This window comes from Actinomyces respiraculi (genome assembly GCF_014595995.2).
In the GTDB taxonomy this organism is placed as follows: domain Bacteria; phylum Actinomycetota; class Actinomycetes; order Actinomycetales; family Actinomycetaceae; genus Actinomyces; species Actinomyces respiraculi.
Map to the genome: position 1 here is coordinate 63,121 of NZ_CP063989.1, position 21,799 is coordinate 84,919.

Genomic DNA, 21,799 nt, shown 5'->3' on the forward strand with positions numbered 1-21,799 from the left:
GGGGCCCGCTGCCTACCGTCGTGAGCATGATTTCGCTCCATATCGGTGCGGCACGCACCAGCATTGAGCAGGCCGTCGCCCTTGTCCCCGCCCTCGTCCCGGACACCTGGACCGGTGGCGCCTCCGAATCCTGCCAGCGCAACCTCGACGAGGCCCGTGCCCTCCTCGTCACCGTCGAAACGCTCCTGGACGAGGCGGCCAGCGCCCTCGCCGCCGTCTCCTGCGAGGACACGCTCGTCTGCTGGGGCACGCCATGAGCACCACCTACGCCACGACCCACGTGACCTACTCCTCCGACGGCGCCTCCGACACTGCCACCCCCCTCGTCGAGCAGCCCTACGAGACCAGCTGGAGCGCCGGTTCCGGCACTGTCACCGCCCTCGTCGTCGGTGGTACCTGCTCCGTCGACACCTCGGACCTCGACAGCCTCGCTCTCGCCCTCACCGCCGCGGGCGACCATCTCGACCAGGCCCGCCTCGAGGTGCTCAAGACTATCACCGAGGTCGAGAGTGCCGGCCCGCCACCGGTGGAGGCCCCGACGCATGTCCTGGCGTACCCCTCCATGGTGCCAGTAACCCTGCCCGGCGCCGAGCCCGCAGGTGGGACGACCGCCGGCTGGGCCTGGGGTGACAACGACAGCGTTCCCGTCCCCGGCGTCGGACGCTTAAGCAGGAACGTCACCTGCATGCTCGGCCAGCACCACGCCATCAATGCTCTCGAGGTGCTCGCGGACGGTCCCAGCTCCCTGGCGGAGACCGCCGGCGCCCTGCACGACCTCGCGTCCGCGGTCACTGAGGCCGCCGATGCCTACTCGGGCGCCGAGTCGGCGGTCCGGGCCCGCTGGGCCACCGGCACCCTGTCAGACCTGAGAACGGACGTGCTGAACTACGCCTCCTCCCCGCTCGTCACCATCCTCGGCCTCCAGGCCCTCATGGTCATCCGGGCGCTCACATTCGACGGCGCCCTCCTCGACGACTCCGACGCCGACCTCATCCAGGTCGCGAGCCTCCTCCAGGACGACGCCCTGGCCCTCTGGGCCATCCGGGACCTCATGCTCGTCATCATCGCCAGCCAATGGGTCCGGGATGCCGGCACCGGCACTGAGGCGGCCGCCGTGGAGGCCTATCTTGCCGACGTCGCCCACCGCCTCAACCCTGTGGTGACCGAGCGCTTGCCCAAGACCGTTCAGGTTGGCTCGCGCAGCGTCCCCACCTCCAGCCTCACCGAGATGCAGCGTGTCTCCGCCTACCTCGCCATGATCGGAGCGGCCTCCGGGGCGCGCCTGCACGGCGCTCGCACGGGCGTCGTCGTCTCCGCACAGGGCGGCGGCTCTGTCACCGTCCCCACCCCCTCCGTCGACCCCTTCGCACTGGGAACCGCCGTCCCCGTCCTCACCACTGACGGGACTCCAGTGACGGCCCCCGCCACCGCCGCCGACGTCATTCGCTACAGCGCCGGGCTCAAGAAGGCCGACACGGACCCCTCCACCGGCGTCATCTCCGTCCTGCGCACCGACCACGCGGACGGGACCACCTCCTGGCTCGTCGTCGTACCCGGCACCACGGACTGGGGCATGGGCGACTCCAACCCTCAGGACCTGCTCACCAACTTCGAGGCCGTGGCTGGACAGCCCACCGACATGGAGAGCGCCGTCGTCACCGCCATGCGGGCGGCCGGTATCCAGGAGGGCGACCCCGTTGCCATCTACGGTCACAGCCAGGGGGCCATCAGCGTCGCCAACGTTGCCGCCGACCCCGCCGTCGCCGATCACTTCAACATCACCCATCTGCTCACCGCCGGTGGTCCCGTCGCCGGAGCGGCAGTGCCCGACGACGTCACCGCCCTCCACCTGGAAGACACGGCCGACATCGTGCCCGCCCTGGACGCCGCCCCCAACCCCACAAGCGCCACACGCACCACCGTTCTTCTCAACACCACCGAGGCCGGTATCGACGGTTACCCGCACGGCACCGAGCACTACGCGCAGGCGGTCGAACACATGGACTCCGAGCCCGCCCTCGCCGACTTCCAGGCCGAGCTCGCCGACGTCACGGGTGCCGGGGAGGAGGGGGCCGTCACCACCGAGTACGTCTTCGACATCACCAGGAGCACTGACGTCACCGTGTGGGAGCAGGTGGCGGGTACGTCCGAGCACAGGTCCGAGCCCGACCCCCAGCCCGGGCCCGCACCCACCCCCGTGCCCGTCGTCCAGCACCCGGGGAGCGGGTCGGCGAGCCAGTGGTGACGGTGCGAGGATGCCCGCATGAGCGCACACATCCGCCCGGCCGTCACCACCCTGCCCGCCTACGTCCCCGGGGCGCGGCCCGCCCGGTCCGATATCGCCAAGCTCTCCTCCAACGAGATGCCCTACCCCATCCAGGACAGCGTCCTCGATGCGGTGACCGCCGCGGCCCGCTGCGCCCACCGCTACCCGGAGATGACCGGGGACACTCTGCGCGCCGCCCTCGCCGCGCGCCACGGCCTGAGCGCCGAGACCATCGCCGTCGGCAACGGCTCGACCGCGCTCATCCAGCACCTACTCGACACGGTCTGTGACGACGGCGACGACGTCGTCATGCCGTGGCGCTCCTTCGAGGCCTACCCGATCTGCGTCGCCGTCGCCGGAGCCCGGGCCGTCACGGTCTCGCTCACCGCCGACGCGCGCCAGGACGTCGACGCCCTCGTCAACGCGGTCACCCCCCGCACGCGCCTGCTCATGGTGTGCACCCCCAATAACCCGACCTCGACGGCCCTGACCGCCGCCGAGCTCGGCGAGCTGCTCGATCGGGTGAGCGAGAACGTGGTGGTCATGGTGGATGAGGCCTACCTCGACTTCGTCACCGACCCCGCCGTCGGCGACGCCACCACCCTGCTGGCCGAGCACCCCCACCTCGTGGTCTCACGCACCTTCTCCAAGGCGCACGCCTTGGCCGGCATGCGCGTGGGCTACCTCATGGGGGAGGCCGGGCTCATGGGCGCCGTCCGCTCCGTCGCGACCCCCTTCGGCGTCAGCCTGCCCGCCCAGGCCGCGGCGCTCGCCGCTCTGGAACCGCAGGCCCTGGCCGAGACGACCCGCCGGGCCGGGCTCGTTGCCGCCGAGCGTGACCGGGTGGTGGCGGCGCTGCGCGAGAGCGGGTGGGACGTGCCCGATGCGCAGGGCAACTTCTACTGGCTCGCCGTCGGCCAGGCCACGACGGCGCTGGCCCGGCACTGCACCGAGGCCGGGATCCTCGTGCGCCCCTTTGCCGGGGAGGGTGTGCGCGTGAGCGTTGGCAGGCCCGAGGAGAACGACCGGGTGATCAGCGCCCTGGCCTCCTGGCGCGCCCGCGCCTGAGCGGCCGGTCCGGGCAGCCAGACGGGCCGGGCTGCCGACCGGCCTACCAGGAGGCGACGGTGAGCAGGAACAGGACGCAGATGACGATCTCCACGACCCCCATCGTCCCCGGGCGCAGGCCGCGGTGCCGCGTGCGCACGAGCTGCCACTGCACGCTCGGAAGGACGAAGGAGCGCACCGCCAGCGCCACCCACAGCAGCGCGTGCGCCCGGGGCAGGAACCCGGCCGACGCCGCCCACACTGTTGCCAGCGCGACCACCGTGTGCCAGGCGACCGTCCCCGCCAGGAGGCGGTTGTTGAAGCGCTCGCGGATCATCGACTTGATGTAGGGCACCGTCCCGCAGAAGTACGCGGCCGTCAGTCCCGTCACCAGCCACATCCACGGCCAGCCGGTCAGCTCGCCGTTCGGGCTCGCCCCCGGCAGGCCCGCCGTCGGCGTCAGTCCCAGCAGGCCGCCGGCGCCGCCGACCGCCAGGTGGTAGGTCACCGCCGCCATGAGGGAGGCGGCCGTCGTCGTCGAGAGCCCTGACAGCAGTGAGCGCTCGCGGCCCTGCCACACCTCCCACAGGGCGACGGCGAACAGCGGCGTCAGCGGCAGCGCCCAACCGAACAGGTAGGGGGCTGCCGCCAGGGTGATGAGGCCAAGCAGCCCCGTCATGCCCGTGTACACCGCCAGCGGCACCAGGATGAGCCGACGCCGACGCGGCGAGCGGGTGCGCAGCCACTGTGACCAGGCCCAGTAGGTGAGGTAGGCGCTCCACCAGGCGGGCACGAACAGGAGGTTGACCCAGGAGAAGCCGCCGACCACCCAGCCGACCACCGGCGGCAGGGCCAGCATCGACCAGGCGCCGTGCTGGTTGGGCACCCACGCTTTGCGGCCCGGCTGATGCCGGATGCGCTCCTGCTTGGCCTTGGCGGCCTCGACGTGCTCGGCCGCGGTGCGCGGACGCGGTTCCTCTCTCGGCTTGCCGGTGGCGAGCATGATGTCGTCCTCCGGGCCAGGCCGGGACTGGTGCGAGGGGATGGGAGCGGGCTCACGGCCCTCGAAGCGCGCGGTCACGTTCTCAGGCTAGCGCCCTCTCAGGCCAACGCCGCAGAGACGACCTTCTTGGCCTCCTCCTGGACGAGTGCCAGGTGCTCCGCGCCCTTGAAGGACTCCGCGTAGATCTTGTAGACGTCCTCCGTGCCCGAGGGGCGGGCGGCGAACCACGCGTTGTCGGTGGTGACCTTGAGCCCGCCGATGGCGGCGTCGTTGCCCGGTGCGCGCACGAGGCGGGCGGTGATCGCCTCACCGGCGAGCTCGGTGGCCGTGACGTCCTCGGGGGACAGGGCCGCGAGTTTGGTCTTCTCCGCCTTCGTGGCGGCGGCGTCGATGCGGGCGTAGGCGGAGGCGCCGAAGCGCTCAACCTGCTCCTCGTGCAGCTGCGAGGGCGTCTTGCCGGTGACGGCGATGATCTCGCTGGCCAGCAGCGCCAGAATGATGCCGTCCTTGTCGGTGGACCACACGGTGCCGTCCTTGCGTAGGAAGGAGGCGCCCGCGGACTCCTCACCGCCGAAGCCCACCGTGCCGTCGAGCAGGCCGGGCACGAAGTACTTGAAGCCCACCGGCACCTCGATGAGCGTGCGGCCCATGGAGGCGACAACCCGGTCGATGAGGGAGGAGGACACGAGCGTCTTGCCGACGGCGGCCGTGGCAGGCCAGCCGGGACGGTGGGTGAAGAGGTACTCGATGGCCACGGCCAGGTAGTGGTTGGGGTTCATGAGGCCGTCCGGCGTCACGATGCCGTGGCGGTCGGAGTCGGCGTCATTGCCCGTGGCGACGTCGTAGGGGGTGGTGCCGTCGGCACCCGGGGTCATGGTCTGGCGCAGGGAGGCCATGGCGTTGGGGGAGGAGCAGTCCATGCGGATCTTGCCGTCCCAGTCCAGCGTCATGAAGGACCAGGTTGGGTCCACGGTGGGGTTGACGACCGTGAGGTCGAGCCCGTAGCGCTCGGCGATGGCACCCCAGTAGTCGATGGAGGCTCCGCCCAGCGGGTCGGCACCGATGCGCACACCGGCCTCGCGGATCGCCTCGACGTCGATGATGTTCTCCAGGTCCGCGACGTAGGACTCGAGGTAGTCGTGCTTGATGACCCAGCTGGAGTCCAGGGCATCGGTGATGGGGATGCGCTTGACGTCCCGCCAGCCGTCGGCCAGCAGCTCGTTGGCGCGCTCGGCGATGACGCTGGTGGCATCCGAGTCCGCGGGGCCGCCGTGCGGGGGGTTGTACTTGAAGCCGCCGTCGCGCGGCGGGTTGTGGGAGGGGGTGACGACGATGCCGTCGGCCAGGCCCGGGCCCGTGGTGCGCACGCCGGCCTCGGTGCCGGCGCCGTTGGCCAGCAGGATCGAGTGGGAGACGGCCGGGGTCGGTGTGTAGGCGCCGCGCGCGTCCACGGCCACCGTGACGCCTGCGCCCGTGAGCACCTCGATGGCGGTGCGCCAGGCCGGCTCGGACAGGGCGTGCGTGTCGCGGCCGATGTACAGGGTGCCGTCGGTGCCCTGGGAGCGGCGGTACTCGACGATGGCGGCGGTCGTGGCGACAATGTGGGCCTCGTTGAAGGCGGTGTCCAGGGAGGAGCCGCGGTGGCCCGAGGTGCCGAAGACGACCCGCTGCTCGGGGACAGCGGGGTCCGGTACGAGGTCGTAGTAGGCGTTGATGAGCTCGTCGACGTTGATGAGGTCTTCGGGAAGGGCGGTCTGTCCGGCGCGTGCATGCATGGTTATCAGTGTGTCACGGGCCACTGGGCAGGACGGAATCCTCCCGGCTGGCGGACCGGTCCGTCTCGCCCCCGCCCCGGTGCTGGGGCGGTCCGGCAACGGCGACCACCCGGGTTCCAACCGGCAGACCCGTGGCCGGGGTGGGGCTCATGGTTAGGGTGGCGTTGAGTCGGGCGGCAGGCCCGGCAGCCGCCCGGACCGCCGAGGAAGGACCGTCATGACCCCCACCCGCATCGCCACCGAGAACGCCCCCGCCGCCGTTGGCCCCTACTCGCAGGCCGTCGAGGCGGGCGGCACCGTGTACATCTCCGGCCAGGTCCCGCTCGTGCCCGCCACCGGGCAGCTGGTCGACGGCGACATCCAGGCCCAGGCGGAGCAGGTGCTGCGCAACGTCGGCGCGATCCTTCAGGCCGCGGGCCTGGGCTACGGCGACGTCGTCAAGACCACGGTCCTGCTGGCCGACATCGCCGACTTCGCGGCGGTCAACGAGGTCTACTCGCGCTTCTTCACCGGCCCCGTCCTGCCGGCCCGCGCCGCCTTTCAGGTCGCCGCCCTGCCGCTGGGGGCCGGCGTGGAGATCGAGGCCGTCGCCGTCCGCTCCTGACGGAGGGGCCGACGGTGGGGTCGGCGCGGGCACACCCTGCCCCGATCGATAACCTGGTCGCACTCTTCGGAAAGGAAGGCCCAATGGTGGCACTCGGCGGACTCCGCTCCGTCCTCGCGCTGACGTCCAAGACCGCCGTCGGCGTGCTGCTGATCGCGCTGGCACCTTTGATGATTCTGTGGCCCTTCGGCCGCACCCACGCCCCACAGGTCGAGATCCACGACGAGTACGGGGTCCTGCAGCCGGCCGCCGTCGAGGACAGGCTCTCCGATCTGCGCTTCCGCCAGGACGTCACCCTCGCCGTCGTTACTCTCGACGCCGACTACTCCGCCAACTTCAACCTCGAGGTCCTCACGTACGCCCGTGAGAACCAGCCGCAGTGGATCAGTGCCGAGGACCCGAACTACTGGGCCGACGGGCTCGTGATTCTTGCCGTCTCCCCGTCGGGGCGCTGGGTTGGCGTGTACTTCGGCGAGGACGTCAAGGTCGACACCGCCACCCAGGGAGGGATCCAGGAGGCGGGCAAGAACGCCTTCCGCGACGGCGACTGGGCCGGAGGCCTGGTGGACATGGGGCGGGAGGCCGCCCTCGCCGTCGGAAAGCCCGCCTTCGCCCGCGCCGGCGTGGTGTGGGTCGTCGGTGCCATCGCCGGGCTGTTCGGGACCGTGTCCGTGTGGTGGGCGGGCCTGATGAGCCGTGGCCGCTACCGGCGGGCCGAGCGCCACTACGCCAACGTCACCCGTGACTGGGAGGAGACGGAGGTCCTGGCACGCACGGTCCCCGAGAATGAGCCCCACGGCGCCCAGGTCCTCATCCGCTACTCCTGGTTCCGCGGCCGCTACTTCGACCTGACCAAGAAGATGCAGGAGATCAGCATCAACAAGGGGGCCGATTGGTTCCGCTTCCGCAACATCGGGCTCACCGGCTCCATCGCCGAGGAGGCCGCCACCCTCGACGAGCTCGACGACACGATTGCCAACGCCTCCGCCCTGCTCACCATGTCCTCGACGTGGCGTGAGGTCTGGAACAACGAGCTCGGGCCCGTGTACGAGGACGCCGCCGCCTTCGAGTCCCTGTGCGACCAGATCGACAGGAAGGCTCTCGGTGTCTCCACGCTCGAGCAGCGCGCGTGGCTGCGCACCACCGTCAACGGCCTCGGCCAGTGGACGGCGGACCTGGAGGCGCGCCGGGTCACGCCGTCGGCGGCCCTGGACCACCTGGACTCGGTGAGCGAGAAGATCCGCAGCCGTGCGATGGACCTGTCCCAGCAGGCCATCAGCGCCGATCAGTCCGCGAGTGCCGACCTCCGCAAGAAGCGGTACAAGGAGGTTCGCAAGAGCTGGAAGAAGAGCTCGGACCCCTATGCAGGCACGTGGAGGGTCGGCGACACGACCGGGACCTACCACCCGGCCTCGACCATCCGCCTGAACTCCTCCTCGGCCGGTCTGGAGGGCGCGGGACCGGCAAAGGGCTCGGCGTCGGGCTTCGCTCCCGTGGCCGGCCTGGTGACGGGCTACTCCACTGCCGCGAACTGGTCGGCGTCCACCTCCTCCGGCTCCGGCGGCAGCTACGGTGGGGGCGGCGGGGGTTTCTCCGGGGCGGGCTCGTCCTCGCACTTCTGATCAGTGGGTGCCCCGATCAACCGGTGGAAGGACATCGGATGCAGTACGCACAGGAGTTGATGAGCCTGGGCCCACAGTGGCCCCAGGCGTGGGCAAATGAGGTGGGGCCGGTGATGGAGGATGTGGGTACCGTGGACCGCTGGTGTATGACCGCGGAACGGGACCGGACCGGTGTGCCCACAGCGCCTACCCGTCAATGGCTGCTGCAGTGCGTTCAGGGGCTGCAGGCGCTAGGCCAACAGCTGGGGGCACGCCAGGTCACCCCTGTTGAGGCCCTACAGGCCCTGGATCAGACGGCCCATCAACTGCGCGTGCAGGCGGACTGGCTCGGTCAGGCAGTGACACAGTTCTACCGGGACGACATCAGCGCGCGTGCGGCCGAGATGCATGAGTCCTACCGCAACGCCTACTGGACGGGCCGCAGCACCACTCGGTATACGGGTAGGTGGTCCTTCCGAAGGACCACCGGTAGGTACCGCCCGGAACAGACGGTGCGGGTCAACCCCAACCACCCACCCGCTGAGGTAGCAGCCTTCCAGGGCGTGTGCGCGCCCCTGACCGCACTCGGGCAGGCCTTCTACGTGCAGGAGACGCAGGAGGACTACTACCAGAGGGGCGACCATCCGCTTGAGGCCCTGCTGGGGGTAGGGCTCGACCTGTTGGGTGGCTCCAGCAGGTGACCTTGCCGGGCGCGGGCTCGTCCTCGCACTTCTGAGCGGTCGGCGGCGGGTCGGCGCCAGCCGCTACGCTTCGTCCATGTCGAAGAAGAAGCGCAAGCAGCGTCAGGCTGCTCCCGCCGCGCCGAAGAAGCAGAAGATCGAGTTCGTCGCGCGCCCCTTCGCCGGGCTCGCGAACGAGGAGGATCTGGTCGCGATGATGCAGATCATCCCGGCCGCCACCGCCACCGTGCGCCTGGCGAAGGAGTACGGCGGGCAGGACGTCCAGCTCGTCACCCTGCTGCCCGAGCTGACGCAGGGCCTCAAGCGGGCCGACGGCGAGGTGCTCGTTGCCCTGCAGACCACCATGCACTCGGGCGACGCCAGCCGTGACGTGGCGGCCGCGGTGCTCGCGACCCTCGAGCTCGAGGAGGGCTCCGGCCTGCTCATGAACGGCCTGCCCGAGCCGGGTGAGCGCCTGCAGGACATCCTCGACCCGGCGGTGGAGCCGGTGGTGAGCGTGCGTGAGACCTTCGACTTCTGGCTCGGCGCCGAGGAGGCCAAGGCCCCGGAGGCTGTGGAGCAGCTCGAGCATGCCAAGGAGGAGATCGCCCCGACGGCGGCCGTCCCGGGCGTGCCGCACGCCTACTGGTGCCGCATCAACGGCAAGGAGTTCGTCCGCTGGGTGCGTGGCGAGGACGAGGACGTCTTCTTCAACGCCTTCGCCCGGGTGCACGCGGCCCGCGCCTCCGACCTGGAGGAGGGGGCGCGCTTCATCGGCGCCTTCCGCGCCTGCGGCCTGGCGATCCCGGTGTGGGAGCTCAATCGCGGCACGGAGGCCGAGGAGCTGACCGCCCCACTGAAGGCCATGGGCGAGCGCCTTGACGCCGCACTGGCGGACACCACCCCGCTGGACGCCGAGGCGCGTCGCGCCAAGGCGGGCATCACCTCCCGCCAGGTCAACCTCTGAGCCCCGCAACGGGCCTGCTGATGCGGGCCTGAGTGCAACGGTGCCCCTCGCCGTCGTGTGTTCGACGGCGAGGGGCACTCGCATGACTGGTGGGATCAGACGGCGCTGGGCTCGTCGTCGTCCTTGGAGAAGTGGTCGACGACGCCCTTGATGGTGTCCTTGACATCCTCGACGGCCTCCGTGGCCTTGCCCTGGAGGTTCTGCAGGACGCCCTCGGTCTCGAGCTCCTTGTCTCCGACGACCTTGCCCGTGGTCTCCTTGATCTTGCCGGCGACCTGGTCGAAGGTGCTGTTGTCACTCATGTGTGAGCTCCGTTCTGCGGTGGAGCTGGGTGCTCCGTCGCTATTGGGTGAGGCCAGTTTCATAGATGTTCCTGAATAAAATCTGAGTGATCCATGTGTTTTCCTGAATATGGGGGCGTGGGCGGATGCCGGGGCGATGATCTCCTCAGTGCCCGAGGAGCCGCTGCCGGGTGCCGGCCAGATGCGCATCGATCCACGTGAGCACGGGTTCGGGGGCGTGCTCGACGGCGCCGTCGGCCCACTAGGTGCTCACCCCCTGCTCGCGGGCGATGCGCTCACGTAGGCGTCCTTCTGGCAGGAGGTTGGAGAACCAGGCGGGAACACGGTTGTTGGCATGGGGATGCCGCCGCGGGTGGTTCTCGAACCAGGCACCGAGGACCTGCCGGTCCGGGCGGCCCCAGTAATCGCGGTCGAAGGTGAAGGTGGTGAAGGTCGTGTCGGCGTCACGACGCTCAATGGTGCCGATGTGCTCGCCGCCGAGCATGACGGCGTAGAGGACATCGGTCATGAGCCCGTCTCCTCAGGCGCTGTGGGGCTCATGAGCTCCTCGAGCGGTGGCGTGTCGTCGTGGTCCCAGGCGGTGTGCACGTCGAGGAAGTCCGTGAGGTACTGGCGCAGCGCGGCGGTCCTGAGGGCGAGGAACCCGTCGACGTCGTTGCGCTGGAGGCAGTCGAGCATGTCCGTGTCCAGCAGCAGGGAGGCGAGGTCGACGTCGGGGCGCAGGAGGCCCAGCAGGTCGCGACGGTCGAGGAGGGAGATGACCTTGGTGGCCGCTGTCGCAGCGTCGGTGGGCAGGTGCGACGGCGCGACGAGGTCGGTGACGAGTGCGCTGGGCGTGGTCTCCGTCTCTAGCTGGTCCGCCAGCGTCTCCTGCGTCAGCGCCTCGCCGGTCTCCGGGTCGATGGGGTGACGGTTCCACAGGGCGGCAAGGATGATCTTCGAGCTCGCGCGCGTGGCACGGAAGACGGACAGGTCGGGGACCTGCGGCCGCCCGGGCCGGGTGGCGGCCGCCAGCAGCCGCTGCACCGACGCCGATTCCTCACCAGGTACCACGAGGCCGGCCATGGCACGCAGATCAGTCTGTGAGCCGCTCACTCCTAGGACGTCGGCATTCGCGCTCGTGCGCCAGAACCAGCGGGCGAGGAGCACGAGGTTGCGCTCGTACGGGTCGGGGAAGAGGGCGAAGAAGCGGGTGAGCACCAGCAGCTGGAAGCGGAAGGGCAGGAAGCTGAGGTGGGGGATGGCGCAGTAGTCCTGGAGGTAACGCACGGCGGCGACGAGGGCGCGCTCGGTGGCCTGGTAGGCGTCGGCCTCGTTCTCGGCCGGGAAGCTGCTCACACGCCGTCGGCTCTCGGAGAACTCCCCGTGGATGTCCCGGCTGATATCCGTGTGCCGTCGCACGAGGAGCGCCTGGACGATCGTCTGCTCGCCCAGCTGCCCGAAGCGCGTGAGGGCGTCAACGCTCGCCGAGATGCCCGCCGTCGTGAGCGTGGGATCAGGACCGCCGTGGATGGCATTGAAGATCTCGGCGGCGTTGAGACGCTTTCCGCGCGAGTTGATCCGGTCGAAGACCTCGCGCAAGGTGCCCTCATCCGCCTGCATCATGACCGTCGCGGGGATGGAGAAGCGGTTGAGCCGGCCCGCAATGTCCTGGACGTGCTCGGCGTGGTCGGCGGCGAACGGGTTGTCGGCGAGCCAGCGCAGTGCCCGGCTGAAGTCGAACAGGTCCGCGAGCGGGATGACGAGGTGATCGTTGAGGCGGTGCGCGCCGACGATCTCGTGATCGCGCAGGGAGTAGCCCAGAGCGAAGCGCGGGTCCTGGGCGCCGTCGGGATCGACGACGTTGACGAGGCTGGTGACGCGTTGCTGGCCGTCCACCAGCCACAGGGCGTCGGGGCGCTCGGGGGCGTCGACGCACAGCGCACCGATCATCAGCCGCCCGGGTGGGGCCTCGCGCTGCCACAGGAGCAGGCTGCCGATGGGGTAGCCCCGCAGGATGGAGTCGAGCAGGTCCCTCACGTCCTTCGCCTCCCATCGAAAGGAGCGCTGGAACTGTGGGACGCGCAGCCCTCCGGCGCGCACGAGCTCGCGCAACTCGACGATGGTGTAGGCCTGGCTCTTCGAGACGGCCGGGGAGTGCTCCATGCCGACGATTATGCCGTGGGTCTCTGACATGAACCCGGGCTCGACCGGCGCCACCGCCCGCTAGCCTGACCGCATGAGGGCACAGCGACTGACTGACACGATCTCCTACCACGGTGAGGGCCCGGTGTGGTGGCCGGCCGCCGGGCGTCTGCGTTTCGTGGACATGCTGCACGGGGCGGTCATTGAGATTGACGACGACGGCGCCCACCGCCGTCTGGCCGTCCCCTCGCGCGTCGCCTCCGTCATCCGCCCGCGTGTGGGTGGCGGCGCCGTCGTCGCGACTGAGCGGGGTGTGGCGCTGGGGCGGGAAGAGGACCTGTCGGACCTGGTGGAGGCCGTCGAGCTGTACTCGGACCCGACGATCCGCACGAACGAGGGCGGCTGCGATCTGGACGGGCGGCTGTGGATCGGCACGATGTCCTGGGATCGGGTCGCGGGGGCGGCGAAGGTCTACCGCTGGGACGGGCCGGGAACTGAGCCGGTTGTGGCCTGGGGCGGGGCGACGACGGCGAACGGCCTGGGTTTCAGCCCGGACGGCACGCGCGCCTACTGGGTGGACACCCCGACGCGCACGATCACGTTGCTCGATTACGACGCCGAGGCCGGGCTGATCAACCCGCGCCCGTGGGTGACGATCGAGGAGGGGGTCGGCAAGCCCGACGGCCTGACGGTCGATGCCGAGGGTGGCGTGTGGGTGGCCCTGCACCGTGGTGGTGCGGTCAGGCGTTACGACGCCGAGGGGCGCGTGAGTGAGGTTGTCGAGGTGGGTGTCTCCAAGACGACGGCCTGCACCTTTGGTGGAGCGGGGCTGGACCGTCTGTTCATCACGACGTCGCGCGAGGGTCTGCCCGACGATGTCGAGCCCGCCTCCGGGTCCGTGTACGTTGCCGAGGTCGGGGTGAAGGGTCTGCCCCCGCTGGCATTCGCGGGGTGAGGGGCGGGTCGTCGCCAGCTCATCTTCGCGACGCACGAGATCCAGCTCATGCGCTCCGACGTGCTGCGCCGTGACGAGATCTGGCTGGCCGACAAGGTGGATGGGCGGTCCGTGCTGGCGCGGGTGTCGGCCGTCCAGCCTGTCGACGACGCCTTCGTCGGCAGGGCGGTCCGTGCTGGCGCGGGTGTCGGACTTCGCGGATGTGGGGGTTCGCAAGGATGCCGATCTCCTGGGCTTCTACATGTCCGGCCGCATCGGCGGCGTCCCCCGGGTCTGAGGGGCAGCCGTGGTCAAGAGGCTCGGGACGTCGTGGAAGGGACGAGTGAGGAGGTTCGCGCCGAACGGGCATGAGACAGTCTCGTGAGACCATCGACCTCAGCGGCTCTTCCGATTTAAGGGTGTAGGAGGGGTCTGGACCCGCTTGTTTCGAGGAGGCTGCGGGTGGTGTAGCTGGTGAGGTTGTGAAAGCCGGGAGCTGAGCCGCGTTGGTGCTCTAGGCGGCCGTTGAGGGTCTTGGGTGGGGCCGTTGGATGTGGGGCCTGTTGAGGTAGGTCGGCATGTCAGCGGCCCGCGTGTGCAGGGTGCGCTCTGTGGGTGGTGACCTCGCTCAGTGCCTGTGGCACGCCCAGGAGGTGTTGGTGAGCAGCTCTTGCATGAGGGTCGTGCCCTGGATCCTGTCGCGATGGCGGTAGGCGGCGACCATCTTCTGGTACACGCTCCATGACCGGGATGTGCGCTGTGTCATGGGCGTCTCGTCGTGTTCGTGGGCGTGGCGGACCGGACAGGCGGGCGCGGTCGGGCCCGGGCGGGCTTGGTTGAGAGTGGTTGGTGCCCGTCGTGGCCCACTGAGGACTCGGTTACTGCCGTTGATCTCGTTCCTTGATCGAACGAGGTGGAGTGCTGGGGGACGAGATGGACGGGTGAGGAACGAGATGGACGGGTGAGGAACGAGATGGACGGGCAGGGACCTTCGCCGATGTCCCGGAAGAGGGGTGGGTGGCGGCGCCGTCGTCGCACCAGAGCGGGGTGTAGCGCTGGGACGGGCCATTGAGCCGGCTGTGGAGGTGGAGGTCTCCAAGACGACGGCCTGCACCTTTGGTGGGGTGGGGCTGGACCGTCTGTTCATCACGACGTCGCGCGAGGGTCTGCCCGACGATGTCGAGCCCGCCTCCGGGTCCGTGTACGTTGCCGAGGTCGGGGTGAAGGGTCTGCCCCCGCTGGCATTCGCGGGGTGAGGGGCGGGTCGGAGCTGCCGTGAGCCCCGGTAGGGATGACGTCCGTCCGGTACTGGCGGCCGGACGGGCCCTCGAGGGACTGGACCGGGCGGCTGCGTTGGCGTACATTTCTCGCAGTTAACCTGCGTCATCCGGATGGGGGATGCGATGCTGCGGTACCTACGGATCCACAACTGGAAGTCCTACTACGAGCCCGTCGAGTTCACGATGGTGGCGACGCGTGAGCGCCGCCATGGTGAGCGCCTGGCGAAGGTCGGCCGCTCCCGGATCCTGCCTGTCGCAGCGGTCTACGGGGCGAACGCCTCGGGGAAGTCCACGCTCGTCGACGCGCTGGAGGCGTTGCGTGGCCTCATCCTCGAGGCGAGGCCCGTCGGGGCGATGCTGCGGCTGACGCCCCACCTGCTCAAGGGTGCGGGTGAGCCGACGTCGTTCACCATCGAGTTCGTCGCCGGCGCCCCCCGGCCGGATGGCGCGGTTGAGGATCGCACCTTCCTGTACGACGTCGTTGCCGACCGGCGTCGCATCCACCGTGAGTCCCTTGTCGAGGTGCGGTCCCGTACCGAGGAGGTCCTCTTCGAGCGTGAGGGCAGGAATGTCGAGCTGTATGGGGACCTCGACGAGGACGAGAGGGTGAACGCGCACAAGACGGTGATCGCGGACAACGAGACCTTCCTGGGTGTGCTGGGCGCGGACTCTGAGGGCGTGGTATCCGTGGCCTATGACTGGTTCGCCCGACATCTCACGGTCATCCACCCGGGGGCCGAGTATGTGCACCTGCCGAGCCGCCTGGATGTCGACGCCGTCTTCGCTGACGCGATGAACGCCGGTCTGACGCGGGCGGACACAGGCATCTCGAAACTGGACTTCGAGGACATGTCCGTGGGAGCCCTGTCGATACCCAGTGATGAGGTGGATAAGCTCGTCGAGTCGCTGCGGGAGGCGGGTGGGACCGTCATGCTCTCAATGAGTGACGGCGACCATACCCTCCTGACCCTCGACGACGACGGGGAGCCGGTCGCGCGGCGGCTGGTTGCGCGCCATGAGGTGGAGTTGGGACCGGGCGCGGAGGACCGGCGGTCCTTCAGCCTGCCCTTGCGAGAGGAGTCCGACGGGACACGGCGCTTCATGAACCTCCTGCCGATCCTCTTCCAGCTGCGGGCGGTGGATGAGCGCAGCGTCTTCGTCGTGGACGAGCTGGAGAGCTCCATGCACCCCAGGCTCACGGAGGAGCTCATCGCCTCCTTCCTCGACGGGTTGGGGCCGGAGGGTCGTCGCCAGCTCATCTTCACCACGCACGAGATCCAGCTCATGCGCTCCGACCTGTTGCGCCGTGACGAGATCTGGCTGGCCGACAAGGTGGATGGGCGGTCCGTGCTGGCGCGGGTGTCGGACTTCGCGGATGTGGGGGTTCGCAAGGATGCCGATCTCCTGGGCTTCTACATGTCCGGCCGCATCGGCGGCGTCCCCCGGGTCTGAGGGGCAGTCGTGGTCAAGAAGCGCAAAACGTCGCGGAAGGACGAGCGACGAGGTTCGCGCCGAACGGGCATGAGACAGTCTCGTGAGACCATCGACCTCATCGTCGAGGGTGCGACGGAGAAGGCCTACCTGCAGGCGCTGCTGGATCACAGGTATCCTGACGTTTTCGCCCCGCAGTGGCATCGCTCAGGATCGGGCTCGCGCACCTCTCTCAAGGGCTTGTTGGATAAGGCTCGGCTCGCGGAAGAGGGGGGACATCGTCAGAGAGTGATCTGGGTGGTGTGCGACGTCGATGAGAATGAGGCGCATCGCGAGCGGCTTGAGAAATGGCGGGAGGGCGATACCGCCCATAGGAGCGCCCTCCAGGCGGTGTCGATCGAGGGCTGGATTCTCCAGCACCTCGATAAGCCGTCCCGGCCCACGAGCAGCGGGGAGGCTTTCAGTCTCGTCTGCAAGCAGTGGGAACGGTATGAGAAGGGCAAGATGATACCGGAGTGGCTGATCGAGAACACGGACAATGCCTGCCGACGGGAGTCGGTCTTCCTTAATGGTGAGCGGAATGACGGAGTTTGGCCGATGGATCGCTCCTCTCAGTTACCTCTTCTCATCGCCTACCTGGATGAGCGGGCACAGGCACGAGGTTAAGCGCCCGGAGTCGGGGACACGATAGGTGTCGTCAGGATCGTGCCGATGCTCGTGAAGTGTTGGCCCTCGTTATGTGATTGATGTCGAGATTGGCGTGTGGGTGGCCCTGCACCGTGGTGGGGCGGTCAGGTGCTACGACGCCGAGGCGGGTGTCAGGGGTCTGGCGCCGCTGCCCTTCAACGGGTGAAGGGCAAAGTGAGACTGTGAGTCATAGTCGCATATCCAAACTTTGAGAGTATGACTATCACTTTGGGTATCGGGGCGTCCGGCTGGTACGGCGGTAAGTCGTCTGTCGGTCTCCCCGGCCCCCGACCATCTCGACGAGTCCAGCGGTGAGCAGGCTGGTGATCGCGTAGCGCGTCTGCGCTCGGGACAAGCCTGTGCGTTGGCGCAGCTCGTCGAAGGTGCGTGGTGCGTCGAGCTGGTCCCAGAGCTCAGGCGCGTTCTTCGAGGGGAAGGACGCGGGCCGGACGCTTGTTGGGTGCGTCTGAGCGATGGCCTTGCGTGGTCGGGGAGGCGGAACGGGCGTGGTTCCTGCGTGACGCCACCTGAGGATCGCGGTGAAGGAGACGCCGCTGTCGCGGAACAGCGGCTCCGGCAGGCCCGCGTCGGCTGCGGCCTCGCGGATCTCCTTGATGCCACCGCCCTCCCCCTCGATCAGTCGGCTGCTGTCCTCCGTTCTGACGTCCTTGCAGATGTCATAGAGCGTGGGGTTGACGGCGGCCTTGCCGCCCGGTGTGCCGAGCTGGTCGACGGTGATCGCGCGTAGACCTCCGGGGCTCGTGATGATGAGCTTGTCGGCCTTGATACGGACCTCCACCCGCTTGCTGTCAGTGACGCCGTCGAGGTTGCGGTGGACGAGTGCGTTGGCGATGAGCTCTCTCACCGCACGATTCGGCAGGGCCGAGAGATCGCGGCCATGACCGGCGGCGTCGTATCCCATGTCCGTGGGGGTGTTGCGGGCGATCCACTGCATGACGTCCTGGAGGAGGTCCGGGATCGGGCCAGTGAAGTGGGCGAGGTCCTGCGTGCGGGTCTCGGCGCCTGATGGCATGAGAACCGCAGCGGTGACGCCGAGAGAGGGGCGCAGACCCTGGGGGTACGTGCCGAGTGCGTAGAGGCCGGCAAGGGTGGCCTCGCCGGTGGTCGTGAGGACGCCAGTGGCGGTGAGGAGGGAGTCGGTGTCGAGCGAGGCGAGCCGGCGTGATCGAGTACGTACCTGATTGACGTAGGCCTCAACGAGCGATGCGTCGAGCGAGTTCAAGGAGGTGCTGGGGACGGCTGCGAGGTCCGGGTGCGTGGGGTTGGTCTGCTGGATCTTGAGCAGTTCGATCTGTGCGATCTCAAGGTCGCTCATGCGGTAGTCGCCGTCGGACTGACGCAGGTAGGCGTTGCCGCGGTAGAGCGCGGGCCGATGCTGCAGCGGGAGGCCGTTGACCCGGATGAGCAGCACCTCGTTGCCGTCGATCTCCTCGGTGGTGAAGTCGCAGGTGACAGGTGGGCAGACGGCCTCCCTGGCCTGTGCGGCGATGCCCTGCTCAAGCGCGGCGATGTTGGTCAAGCCGACGGGGGAGAAGCCGTTGTTCTCGTCCAAGCCGAGGATGATGAGACCGCCGCCTGGTGTGTTGGCGAATGCGCAGAGCGTCTCGCCGAGAGCGGGACATCCGCCGCGAGCAGTTTTGACCTCGATATCGGACGAGTCACCCCCACGCCGACGCAGGTGAGAGACGAGCCCCGGCAGGTCCACCGAACTCACAGTCATAGTCATAGTGCGAGAGTAGCACTATGACTATGACTTTGGGTGGGTGCTGCTCCGTGCGGGAGTGTACTCAGCGTGAGGCCTGTCAGGAGATCTGTTGGGCTAGGGGATGTTGAGGACCAGTACGACGATCGGCTCGATCATCCGGTGCTGAAGGTGACAGCAGTCTCGCGTAAGGCGATCTCCACCGCGGCTGCAGCCGAAGGGGCCTGAACCTGCTGCTGCCAGCAGCCGATGGCGACATCGACAACGCGGCGCCCGGCGATGACCGCTACGGCGTCACGCCTGTGATCCCTGCGCGTACCGACAACGGTGAACCAGGGGACGAGCTTCGCTCGCTCAAGAAAGCGCTGGCCGATGTCGTCTTGAGCGAGGTGTGAAGTGACGACGTCGAGCGCCACCGGCCAACTCTGTAGTTCGATGCCCGTGTCAGCGTGGGCATCAAGAAGGTTGGCGACGAGGAGCATGACGTCGTCGTAGCGGGTGCCTTGGCTCCAGGTTATCGACAGATTTCGGGACAGACGGCGTGCGTTCGCGAGGATGAACTCCTGCTCCTCTGAGGCGATATTGCGATCGGTGGACATGAAGGGCTCCTTCCAGGACGGATGGCAGGAGCATGAGCTTGGGCTTGTAGCTTGTTGGAAGCTCAGAGGTCTACGGCACCGAGAAGGCCGCCCTGGTTCAGGTCGACGAATCGATCGAAGTGCCGGCGAAGGCGCTGACCGTCCGGTTGGAGCGCCCTTCTCTCGGGGACGTGAGTCAGGCGTCCGCCGTCGAAGGGGGCGAGTGCGCTCCTGCCGGTTACCTCCTCCAGACGTCGTGCTCGCTCCGCGACGTGGATGCGGCGTGACTCGTCGATGCCGAGAAGATGCTTGTCATAGGCGGTGTGGTGCACCCGGCACAGGGCCAGTCCGTTGGCGACGACGGGGATGCCGGCGTCGTCCGCGTCGGCCACGATATGGGCGGCTTCGATCAGTTGGGCATGAGGCATGTCGCATACCGCACATGACATGTCGTATGCAGACAGGACGTTTTCACGGAACCGCTGCTGATGTAGCCGCTGTTTCGTCCAGCGAGAGACGTACTTTCGTTCGATTCCTTCGGCGGCGCGCTTCCTGATGTCAGAGAGGTCAACAGGCTGGTCGGGGTCACCACCGATGGTGATGAGGAACTCCCGATTCTCGAGATCCACTCCGGTGATGAACGCAGGAAATCGTGCGTAGTAGTAGAGGGTGTTGGCTGGCTTCGTCCCCACGAGCCACGCGAGGGGGTAGCCGCGTTCTGCAGCCAACATCATGGCTCGGTTCGTCCACTCCTTGTCCCGGGTGGCGGCCATCTTGTATCGAAGAGTGCCGTCCTCATCGATGCGGTCCTCGTAAGGAGCTTCTCGCCCCTCCTTGGGCGCTGTCGTCTTGAATGTCAACGCAGCGGCGAAGGCAGCGGGCTTCCAGATTCCCTGGTTGCGTGCGATGAGAGAGATTCGATGTCCGTGCCAGAGGAAACCGACCTCGAGGTCGCGGAAGGTGGTGAGCTCGCGTCCTTCGTGGCGACGAGCGTCGAACCAGGCCATCATGGCGAGGTGAGCATCCAGCTCCTCGTCCGGCGAGAACTTCGCTCCGCCTGCCAACGCTGGTCCTTCCGCCCGTGATGAATAGACAGTGACAAGTCTGCCGCATCCTCAGGTGTGACAGTGGCTCGAGGAATCAGCGAGTCGGTGTCGGCCTTCGCGAACACCGATGGCGGAGTCATCATCCTCGGGCTGGATGAGAGCGCCGGCTTCGCTTCGGTTCCAGACCTCGACGTGCCCGCCCTCGTGAACGGCCTGCGCGTCGGTCTCTCCCGAGCCCTGGGGGAGAGCCCCAAGGTGCAGCCGGTGCCCGACTACGAGCTGGCACGGGGAAGCGTGGACGACCACGACGTCCTCGTCCTCACCATCCACCCCCTCCGGGCCGAACCGGGCATTGCCATGCCGTGCTTCGTCTACGACCAGGGCGTCGAGCGCGGCAGCTACAGGCGGGCCGACGACGCCGATGTGCGCCTGACCCCCTATGAGGGGTACCTCCTGCGCACCCAGAACCAGATGGACAGCACAGACCGCGAGGTCGTCCCCGGCGCAACTCTCGCCGATCTCTCCAAGGAAAGTGTGGCCCGGACCCTTGACGTGCTTCGAGCGGGGCGCTCACACGCACTTGAGGGCATCGCTCCCGACGACGTCGCAGCAGCCCTCGCGAGGATCAACGTCCTCACCCGGGACGGCGAGGTGACCTTGGCCGGGTATCTCGCCCTCGGCGCCTATCCGCAGCAGGAGTACCCCCAGCTCACTGTTGACGTCGCCGTGCACCCCGGACTCGACACGTCGCAGGACCCGAGCATCCGTTTCATCGACCGTCAGAACTGCGACGGCCCCCTGCCGCGGATGATCCAGGACGCCGTTGCCGCGGTGCTGCGCAACCTGCGCGTGCACAGAGTTGTCGACGGCACCGGCGGGCGCGACGTCGCAGAGCTCCCTGAGGAGGTTCTTCGTGAGGCCATCACCAATGCCGTGATGCACCGCGACTACTCCCACTGGGTACGTGGGCAGCAGGTCGCCGTCGACGTCTACCCGGACTGGGTGGAGGTCTCCAGCCCTGGCGGCTTCTGGGGGGACAAGACCAAGGACAACGTCGCGGACGGTCGCTCCCAGGCTCGGAACCAGGTTCTTGTCCGGCTCCTCAGTCTGGTGCCACTGGATGGCCATTCCACCGTCGCCGAGCAGCAGGGCTCCGGCGTCCTGCGGATGGTCGTCGCCATGCGCCAGCAGGGGCTCGACGCCCCCGACTACAGCGCCTCCACCGTCGACCACGTCGTCGTGCGCCTCGACCGCTTCGGGTCCCTCGCCCCGCAGGCCGACGCCGGGCCGAACGAACTCCCGGACGCCGCTGGCCGTAGGTCCGCCATGCGCGTGATCAGCGAGGCTCGGCGCGAGATCCTGCGGGTCCTGCGCACGGATGAGCCCCGGTCCATCCATGAGGTCTCGGAGATGACGGGCAGGAGCGTCGGCTACGTGCGTCCTCTGCTCCGTGATCTTGTGGAGAGGGGACTCGTGGAGGCGACGGCGCCGCCGCAGAGCCGGAGGAGGAAGTACCTCATCGCGCACTGACTCCGCGAGTTCCGGTGCTAACAATGACAAGGCCCTCGGTCCGGGAGGTGTCTCCCGGGCCCGAGGGCCTTCGTCGTGAGGCGCTGCACTCCCCGGTTCCCAACGAGAAGGAGCTGCTACTCCTTCGCCGGAGCGAGTCACCCGGGCTCCCTTAGACCCTGGTGGCTCTCGGTGCGGGCCGGTCAAGGGGTTCCCCAACCCTCGCGACTCGTTCCGTCCGG

At 68.5% G+C, this 21,799-nt stretch carries 20 protein-coding genes and 1 pseudogene; 12 read left to right on the forward strand and 9 right to left on the reverse strand.

Features of this window, described 5'->3' with window-relative positions; genetic code table 11:
* Positions 1 to 26: 26 nt before the first annotated feature.
* From ID810_RS00270 to hisC, 3 genes are read left to right on the forward strand one after another with little or no spacing between them, the layout of a single operon-like run.
* Complete coding sequence (locus ID810_RS00270; protein ID WP_166857528.1) at positions 27 to 257, forward strand: hypothetical protein; 231 nt, start codon at positions 27 to 29, stop codon at positions 255 to 257.
* Entirely contained in the window at positions 254 to 2,245 is a 1,992-nt protein-coding gene (locus ID810_RS12600) for a hypothetical protein (RefSeq protein ID WP_166857530.1), read from the forward strand. The genes ID810_RS00270 and ID810_RS12600 overlap by 4 nt, the downstream gene beginning before the upstream one ends.
* 18 nt (positions 2,246 to 2,263) lie before the next feature.
* A complete protein-coding gene (hisC, locus tag ID810_RS00280) occupies positions 2,264 to 3,334 on the forward strand; it encodes a histidinol-phosphate transaminase (protein ID WP_166857531.1) in 1,071 nt (356 codons plus the stop codon).
* Between the two features lie 43 nt (positions 3,335 to 3,377).
* On the opposite strand, the gene ID810_RS00285 is transcribed toward hisC, so the two are convergent.
* On the reverse strand, positions 3,378 to 4,394 hold the full coding sequence (locus ID810_RS00285) for a YwiC-like family protein (protein WP_243856667.1): 1,017 nt from the start codon (positions 4,392 to 4,394) through the stop codon (positions 3,378 to 3,380).
* A 20-nt stretch (positions 4,395 to 4,414) separates the two neighbouring features.
* On the reverse strand, positions 4,415 to 6,091 hold the full coding sequence (pgm, locus tag ID810_RS00290; RefSeq protein ID WP_166857533.1) for a phosphoglucomutase (alpha-D-glucose-1,6-bisphosphate-dependent): 1,677 nt from the start codon (positions 6,089 to 6,091) through the stop codon (positions 4,415 to 4,417).
* Between the two features lie 217 nt (positions 6,092 to 6,308).
* On the opposite strand from pgm, the gene ID810_RS00295 reads away from it, so the two are divergent.
* The 4 genes from ID810_RS00295 to ID810_RS00310 all read left to right on the forward strand — a co-directional run bounded on the left by ID810_RS00295 (position 6,309) and on the right by ID810_RS00310 (position 9,943).
* On the forward strand, positions 6,309 to 6,695 hold the full coding sequence (locus ID810_RS00295; protein WP_166857535.1) for a RidA family protein: 387 nt from the start codon (positions 6,309 to 6,311) through the stop codon (positions 6,693 to 6,695).
* 83 nt (positions 6,696 to 6,778) lie between these two features.
* Positions 6,779 to 8,317, forward strand: a complete 1,539-nt coding sequence (locus ID810_RS00300) for a DUF5129 domain-containing protein (protein WP_166857538.1) — start codon at positions 6,779 to 6,781, stop codon at positions 8,315 to 8,317.
* A gap of 173 nt (positions 8,318 to 8,490) precedes the next feature.
* Positions 8,491 to 8,997 carry a hypothetical protein gene (locus ID810_RS00305; protein WP_166857540.1) on the forward strand — a complete coding sequence of 169 codons (507 nt, stop codon included), beginning with the start codon at positions 8,491 to 8,493 and terminating at the stop codon, positions 8,995 to 8,997.
* A gap of 76 nt (positions 8,998 to 9,073) precedes the next feature.
* Positions 9,074 to 9,943 carry a DUF5926 family protein gene (locus tag ID810_RS00310; protein WP_166857542.1) on the forward strand — a complete coding sequence of 290 codons (870 nt, stop codon included), beginning with the start codon at positions 9,074 to 9,076 and terminating at the stop codon, positions 9,941 to 9,943.
* Between the two features lie 95 nt (positions 9,944 to 10,038).
* On the opposite strand, the gene ID810_RS00315 is transcribed toward ID810_RS00310, so the two are convergent.
* The 3 genes from ID810_RS00315 to ID810_RS00325 all read right to left on the reverse strand — a co-directional run bounded on the left by ID810_RS00315 (position 10,039) and on the right by ID810_RS00325 (position 12,390).
* Positions 10,039 to 10,245 carry a CsbD family protein gene (locus ID810_RS00315; RefSeq protein ID WP_166857544.1) on the reverse strand — a complete coding sequence of 69 codons (207 nt, stop codon included), beginning with the start codon at positions 10,243 to 10,245 and terminating at the stop codon, positions 10,039 to 10,041.
* A gap of 241 nt (positions 10,246 to 10,486) precedes the next feature.
* Entirely contained in the window at positions 10,487 to 10,753 is a 267-nt protein-coding gene (locus ID810_RS00320) for a HipA N-terminal domain-containing protein (RefSeq protein WP_235931681.1), read from the reverse strand.
* Complete coding sequence (locus tag ID810_RS00325; RefSeq protein ID WP_166857546.1) at positions 10,750 to 12,390, reverse strand: DUF262 domain-containing protein; 1,641 nt, start codon at positions 12,388 to 12,390, stop codon at positions 10,750 to 10,752. Before ID810_RS00325 ends, ID810_RS00320 begins: the two co-directional genes overlap by 4 nt.
* A gap of 73 nt (positions 12,391 to 12,463) precedes the next feature.
* Here ID810_RS00325 and ID810_RS00330 point away from each other — a divergent pair, with 73 nt between their 5' ends.
* A complete protein-coding gene (locus ID810_RS00330; RefSeq protein ID WP_166857548.1) occupies positions 12,464 to 13,324 on the forward strand; it encodes an SMP-30/gluconolactonase/LRE family protein in 861 nt (286 codons plus the stop codon).
* A gap of 392 nt (positions 13,325 to 13,716) precedes the next feature.
* On the opposite strand, the pseudogene ID810_RS12730 reads toward ID810_RS00330, so the two are convergent.
* Positions 13,717 to 14,048: pseudogene (locus tag ID810_RS12730) on the reverse strand (transposase); the annotation flags it as partial.
* A 334-nt stretch (positions 14,049 to 14,382) separates the two neighbouring features.
* On the opposite strand from ID810_RS12730, the gene ID810_RS00340 reads away from it, so the two are divergent.
* The 3 genes from ID810_RS00340 to ID810_RS00350 all read left to right on the forward strand — a co-directional run bounded on the left by ID810_RS00340 (position 14,383) and on the right by ID810_RS00350 (position 16,680).
* Entirely contained in the window at positions 14,383 to 14,559 is a 177-nt protein-coding gene (locus ID810_RS00340; protein ID WP_166857552.1) for a hypothetical protein, read from the forward strand.
* A gap of 147 nt (positions 14,560 to 14,706) precedes the next feature.
* Positions 14,707 to 16,035, forward strand: coding sequence for an AAA family ATPase (locus tag ID810_RS00345; protein WP_166857554.1), 1,329 nt, complete (start codon positions 14,707 to 14,709; stop codon positions 16,033 to 16,035).
* Positions 16,036 to 16,044: 9 nt separating this feature from the next.
* The gene (locus ID810_RS00350) at positions 16,045 to 16,680 is read left to right on the forward strand and encodes an RloB domain-containing protein (protein ID WP_166857556.1); all 636 of its coding nucleotides are present in this window, start codon (positions 16,045 to 16,047) and stop codon (positions 16,678 to 16,680) included.
* 244 nt (positions 16,681 to 16,924) lie between these two features.
* Here ID810_RS00350 and ID810_RS00355 read toward each other — a convergent pair whose 3' ends face one another.
* The 3 genes from ID810_RS00355 to ID810_RS00365 all read right to left on the reverse strand — a co-directional run bounded on the left by ID810_RS00355 (position 16,925) and on the right by ID810_RS00365 (position 20,066).
* Positions 16,925 to 18,448 carry an ATP-binding protein gene (locus tag ID810_RS00355; protein ID WP_235931676.1) on the reverse strand — a complete coding sequence of 508 codons (1,524 nt, stop codon included), beginning with the start codon at positions 18,446 to 18,448 and terminating at the stop codon, positions 16,925 to 16,927.
* Positions 18,449 to 18,579: 131 nt separating this feature from the next.
* Entirely contained in the window at positions 18,580 to 19,023 is a 444-nt protein-coding gene (locus tag ID810_RS00360) for a hypothetical protein (RefSeq protein WP_166857558.1), read from the reverse strand.
* Positions 19,024 to 19,085: 62 nt separating this feature from the next.
* Entirely contained in the window at positions 19,086 to 20,066 is a 981-nt protein-coding gene (locus ID810_RS00365) for an HNH endonuclease (protein ID WP_235931674.1), read from the reverse strand.
* A gap of 63 nt (positions 20,067 to 20,129) precedes the next feature.
* On the opposite strand from ID810_RS00365, the gene ID810_RS00370 reads away from it, so the two are divergent.
* The gene (locus ID810_RS00370) at positions 20,130 to 21,578 is read left to right on the forward strand and encodes an ATP-binding protein (RefSeq protein ID WP_166857560.1); all 1,449 of its coding nucleotides are present in this window, start codon (positions 20,130 to 20,132) and stop codon (positions 21,576 to 21,578) included.
* Positions 21,579 to 21,799: the final 221 nt, after the last annotated feature.

What these genes read in the sequence shown, in the direction of transcription:
- ID810_RS00270 (WP_166857528.1), top strand. Translation starts at nt 27, where the DNA reads ATGATTTCGCTCCATATCGGTGCGGCACGCACCAGCATTGAGCAGGCC.
- ID810_RS12600 (WP_166857530.1), top strand. Translation starts at nt 254, where the DNA reads ATGAGCACCACCTACGCCACGACCCACGTGACCTACTCCTCCGACGGC.
- hisC (WP_166857531.1), top strand. Translation starts at nt 2,264, where the DNA reads ATGAGCGCACACATCCGCCCGGCCGTCACCACCCTGCCCGCCTACGTC.
- pgm (WP_166857533.1), bottom strand. Translation starts at nt 6,091, where the DNA reads ATGCATGCACGCGCCGGACAGACCGCCCTTCCCGAAGACCTCATCAAC.
- ID810_RS00295 (WP_166857535.1), top strand. Translation starts at nt 6,309, where the DNA reads ATGACCCCCACCCGCATCGCCACCGAGAACGCCCCCGCCGCCGTTGGC.
- ID810_RS00300 (WP_166857538.1), top strand. Translation starts at nt 6,779, where the DNA reads ATGGTGGCACTCGGCGGACTCCGCTCCGTCCTCGCGCTGACGTCCAAG.
- ID810_RS00310 (WP_166857542.1), top strand. Translation starts at nt 9,074, where the DNA reads ATGTCGAAGAAGAAGCGCAAGCAGCGTCAGGCTGCTCCCGCCGCGCCG.
- ID810_RS00315 (WP_166857544.1), bottom strand. Translation starts at nt 10,245, where the DNA reads ATGAGTGACAACAGCACCTTCGACCAGGTCGCCGGCAAGATCAAGGAG.
- ID810_RS00320 (WP_235931681.1), bottom strand. Translation starts at nt 10,753, where the DNA reads ATGACCGATGTCCTCTACGCCGTCATGCTCGGCGGCGAGCACATCGGC.
- ID810_RS00325 (WP_166857546.1), bottom strand. Translation starts at nt 12,390, where the DNA reads ATGGAGCACTCCCCGGCCGTCTCGAAGAGCCAGGCCTACACCATCGTC.
- ID810_RS00330 (WP_166857548.1), top strand. Translation starts at nt 12,464, where the DNA reads ATGAGGGCACAGCGACTGACTGACACGATCTCCTACCACGGTGAGGGC.
- ID810_RS00345 (WP_166857554.1), top strand. Translation starts at nt 14,707, where the DNA reads ATGCTGCGGTACCTACGGATCCACAACTGGAAGTCCTACTACGAGCCC.
- ID810_RS00355 (WP_235931676.1), bottom strand. Translation starts at nt 18,448, where the DNA reads ATGACTATGACTGTGAGTTCGGTGGACCTGCCGGGGCTCGTCTCTCAC.
- ID810_RS00360 (WP_166857558.1), bottom strand. Translation starts at nt 19,023, where the DNA reads ATGTCCACCGATCGCAATATCGCCTCAGAGGAGCAGGAGTTCATCCTC.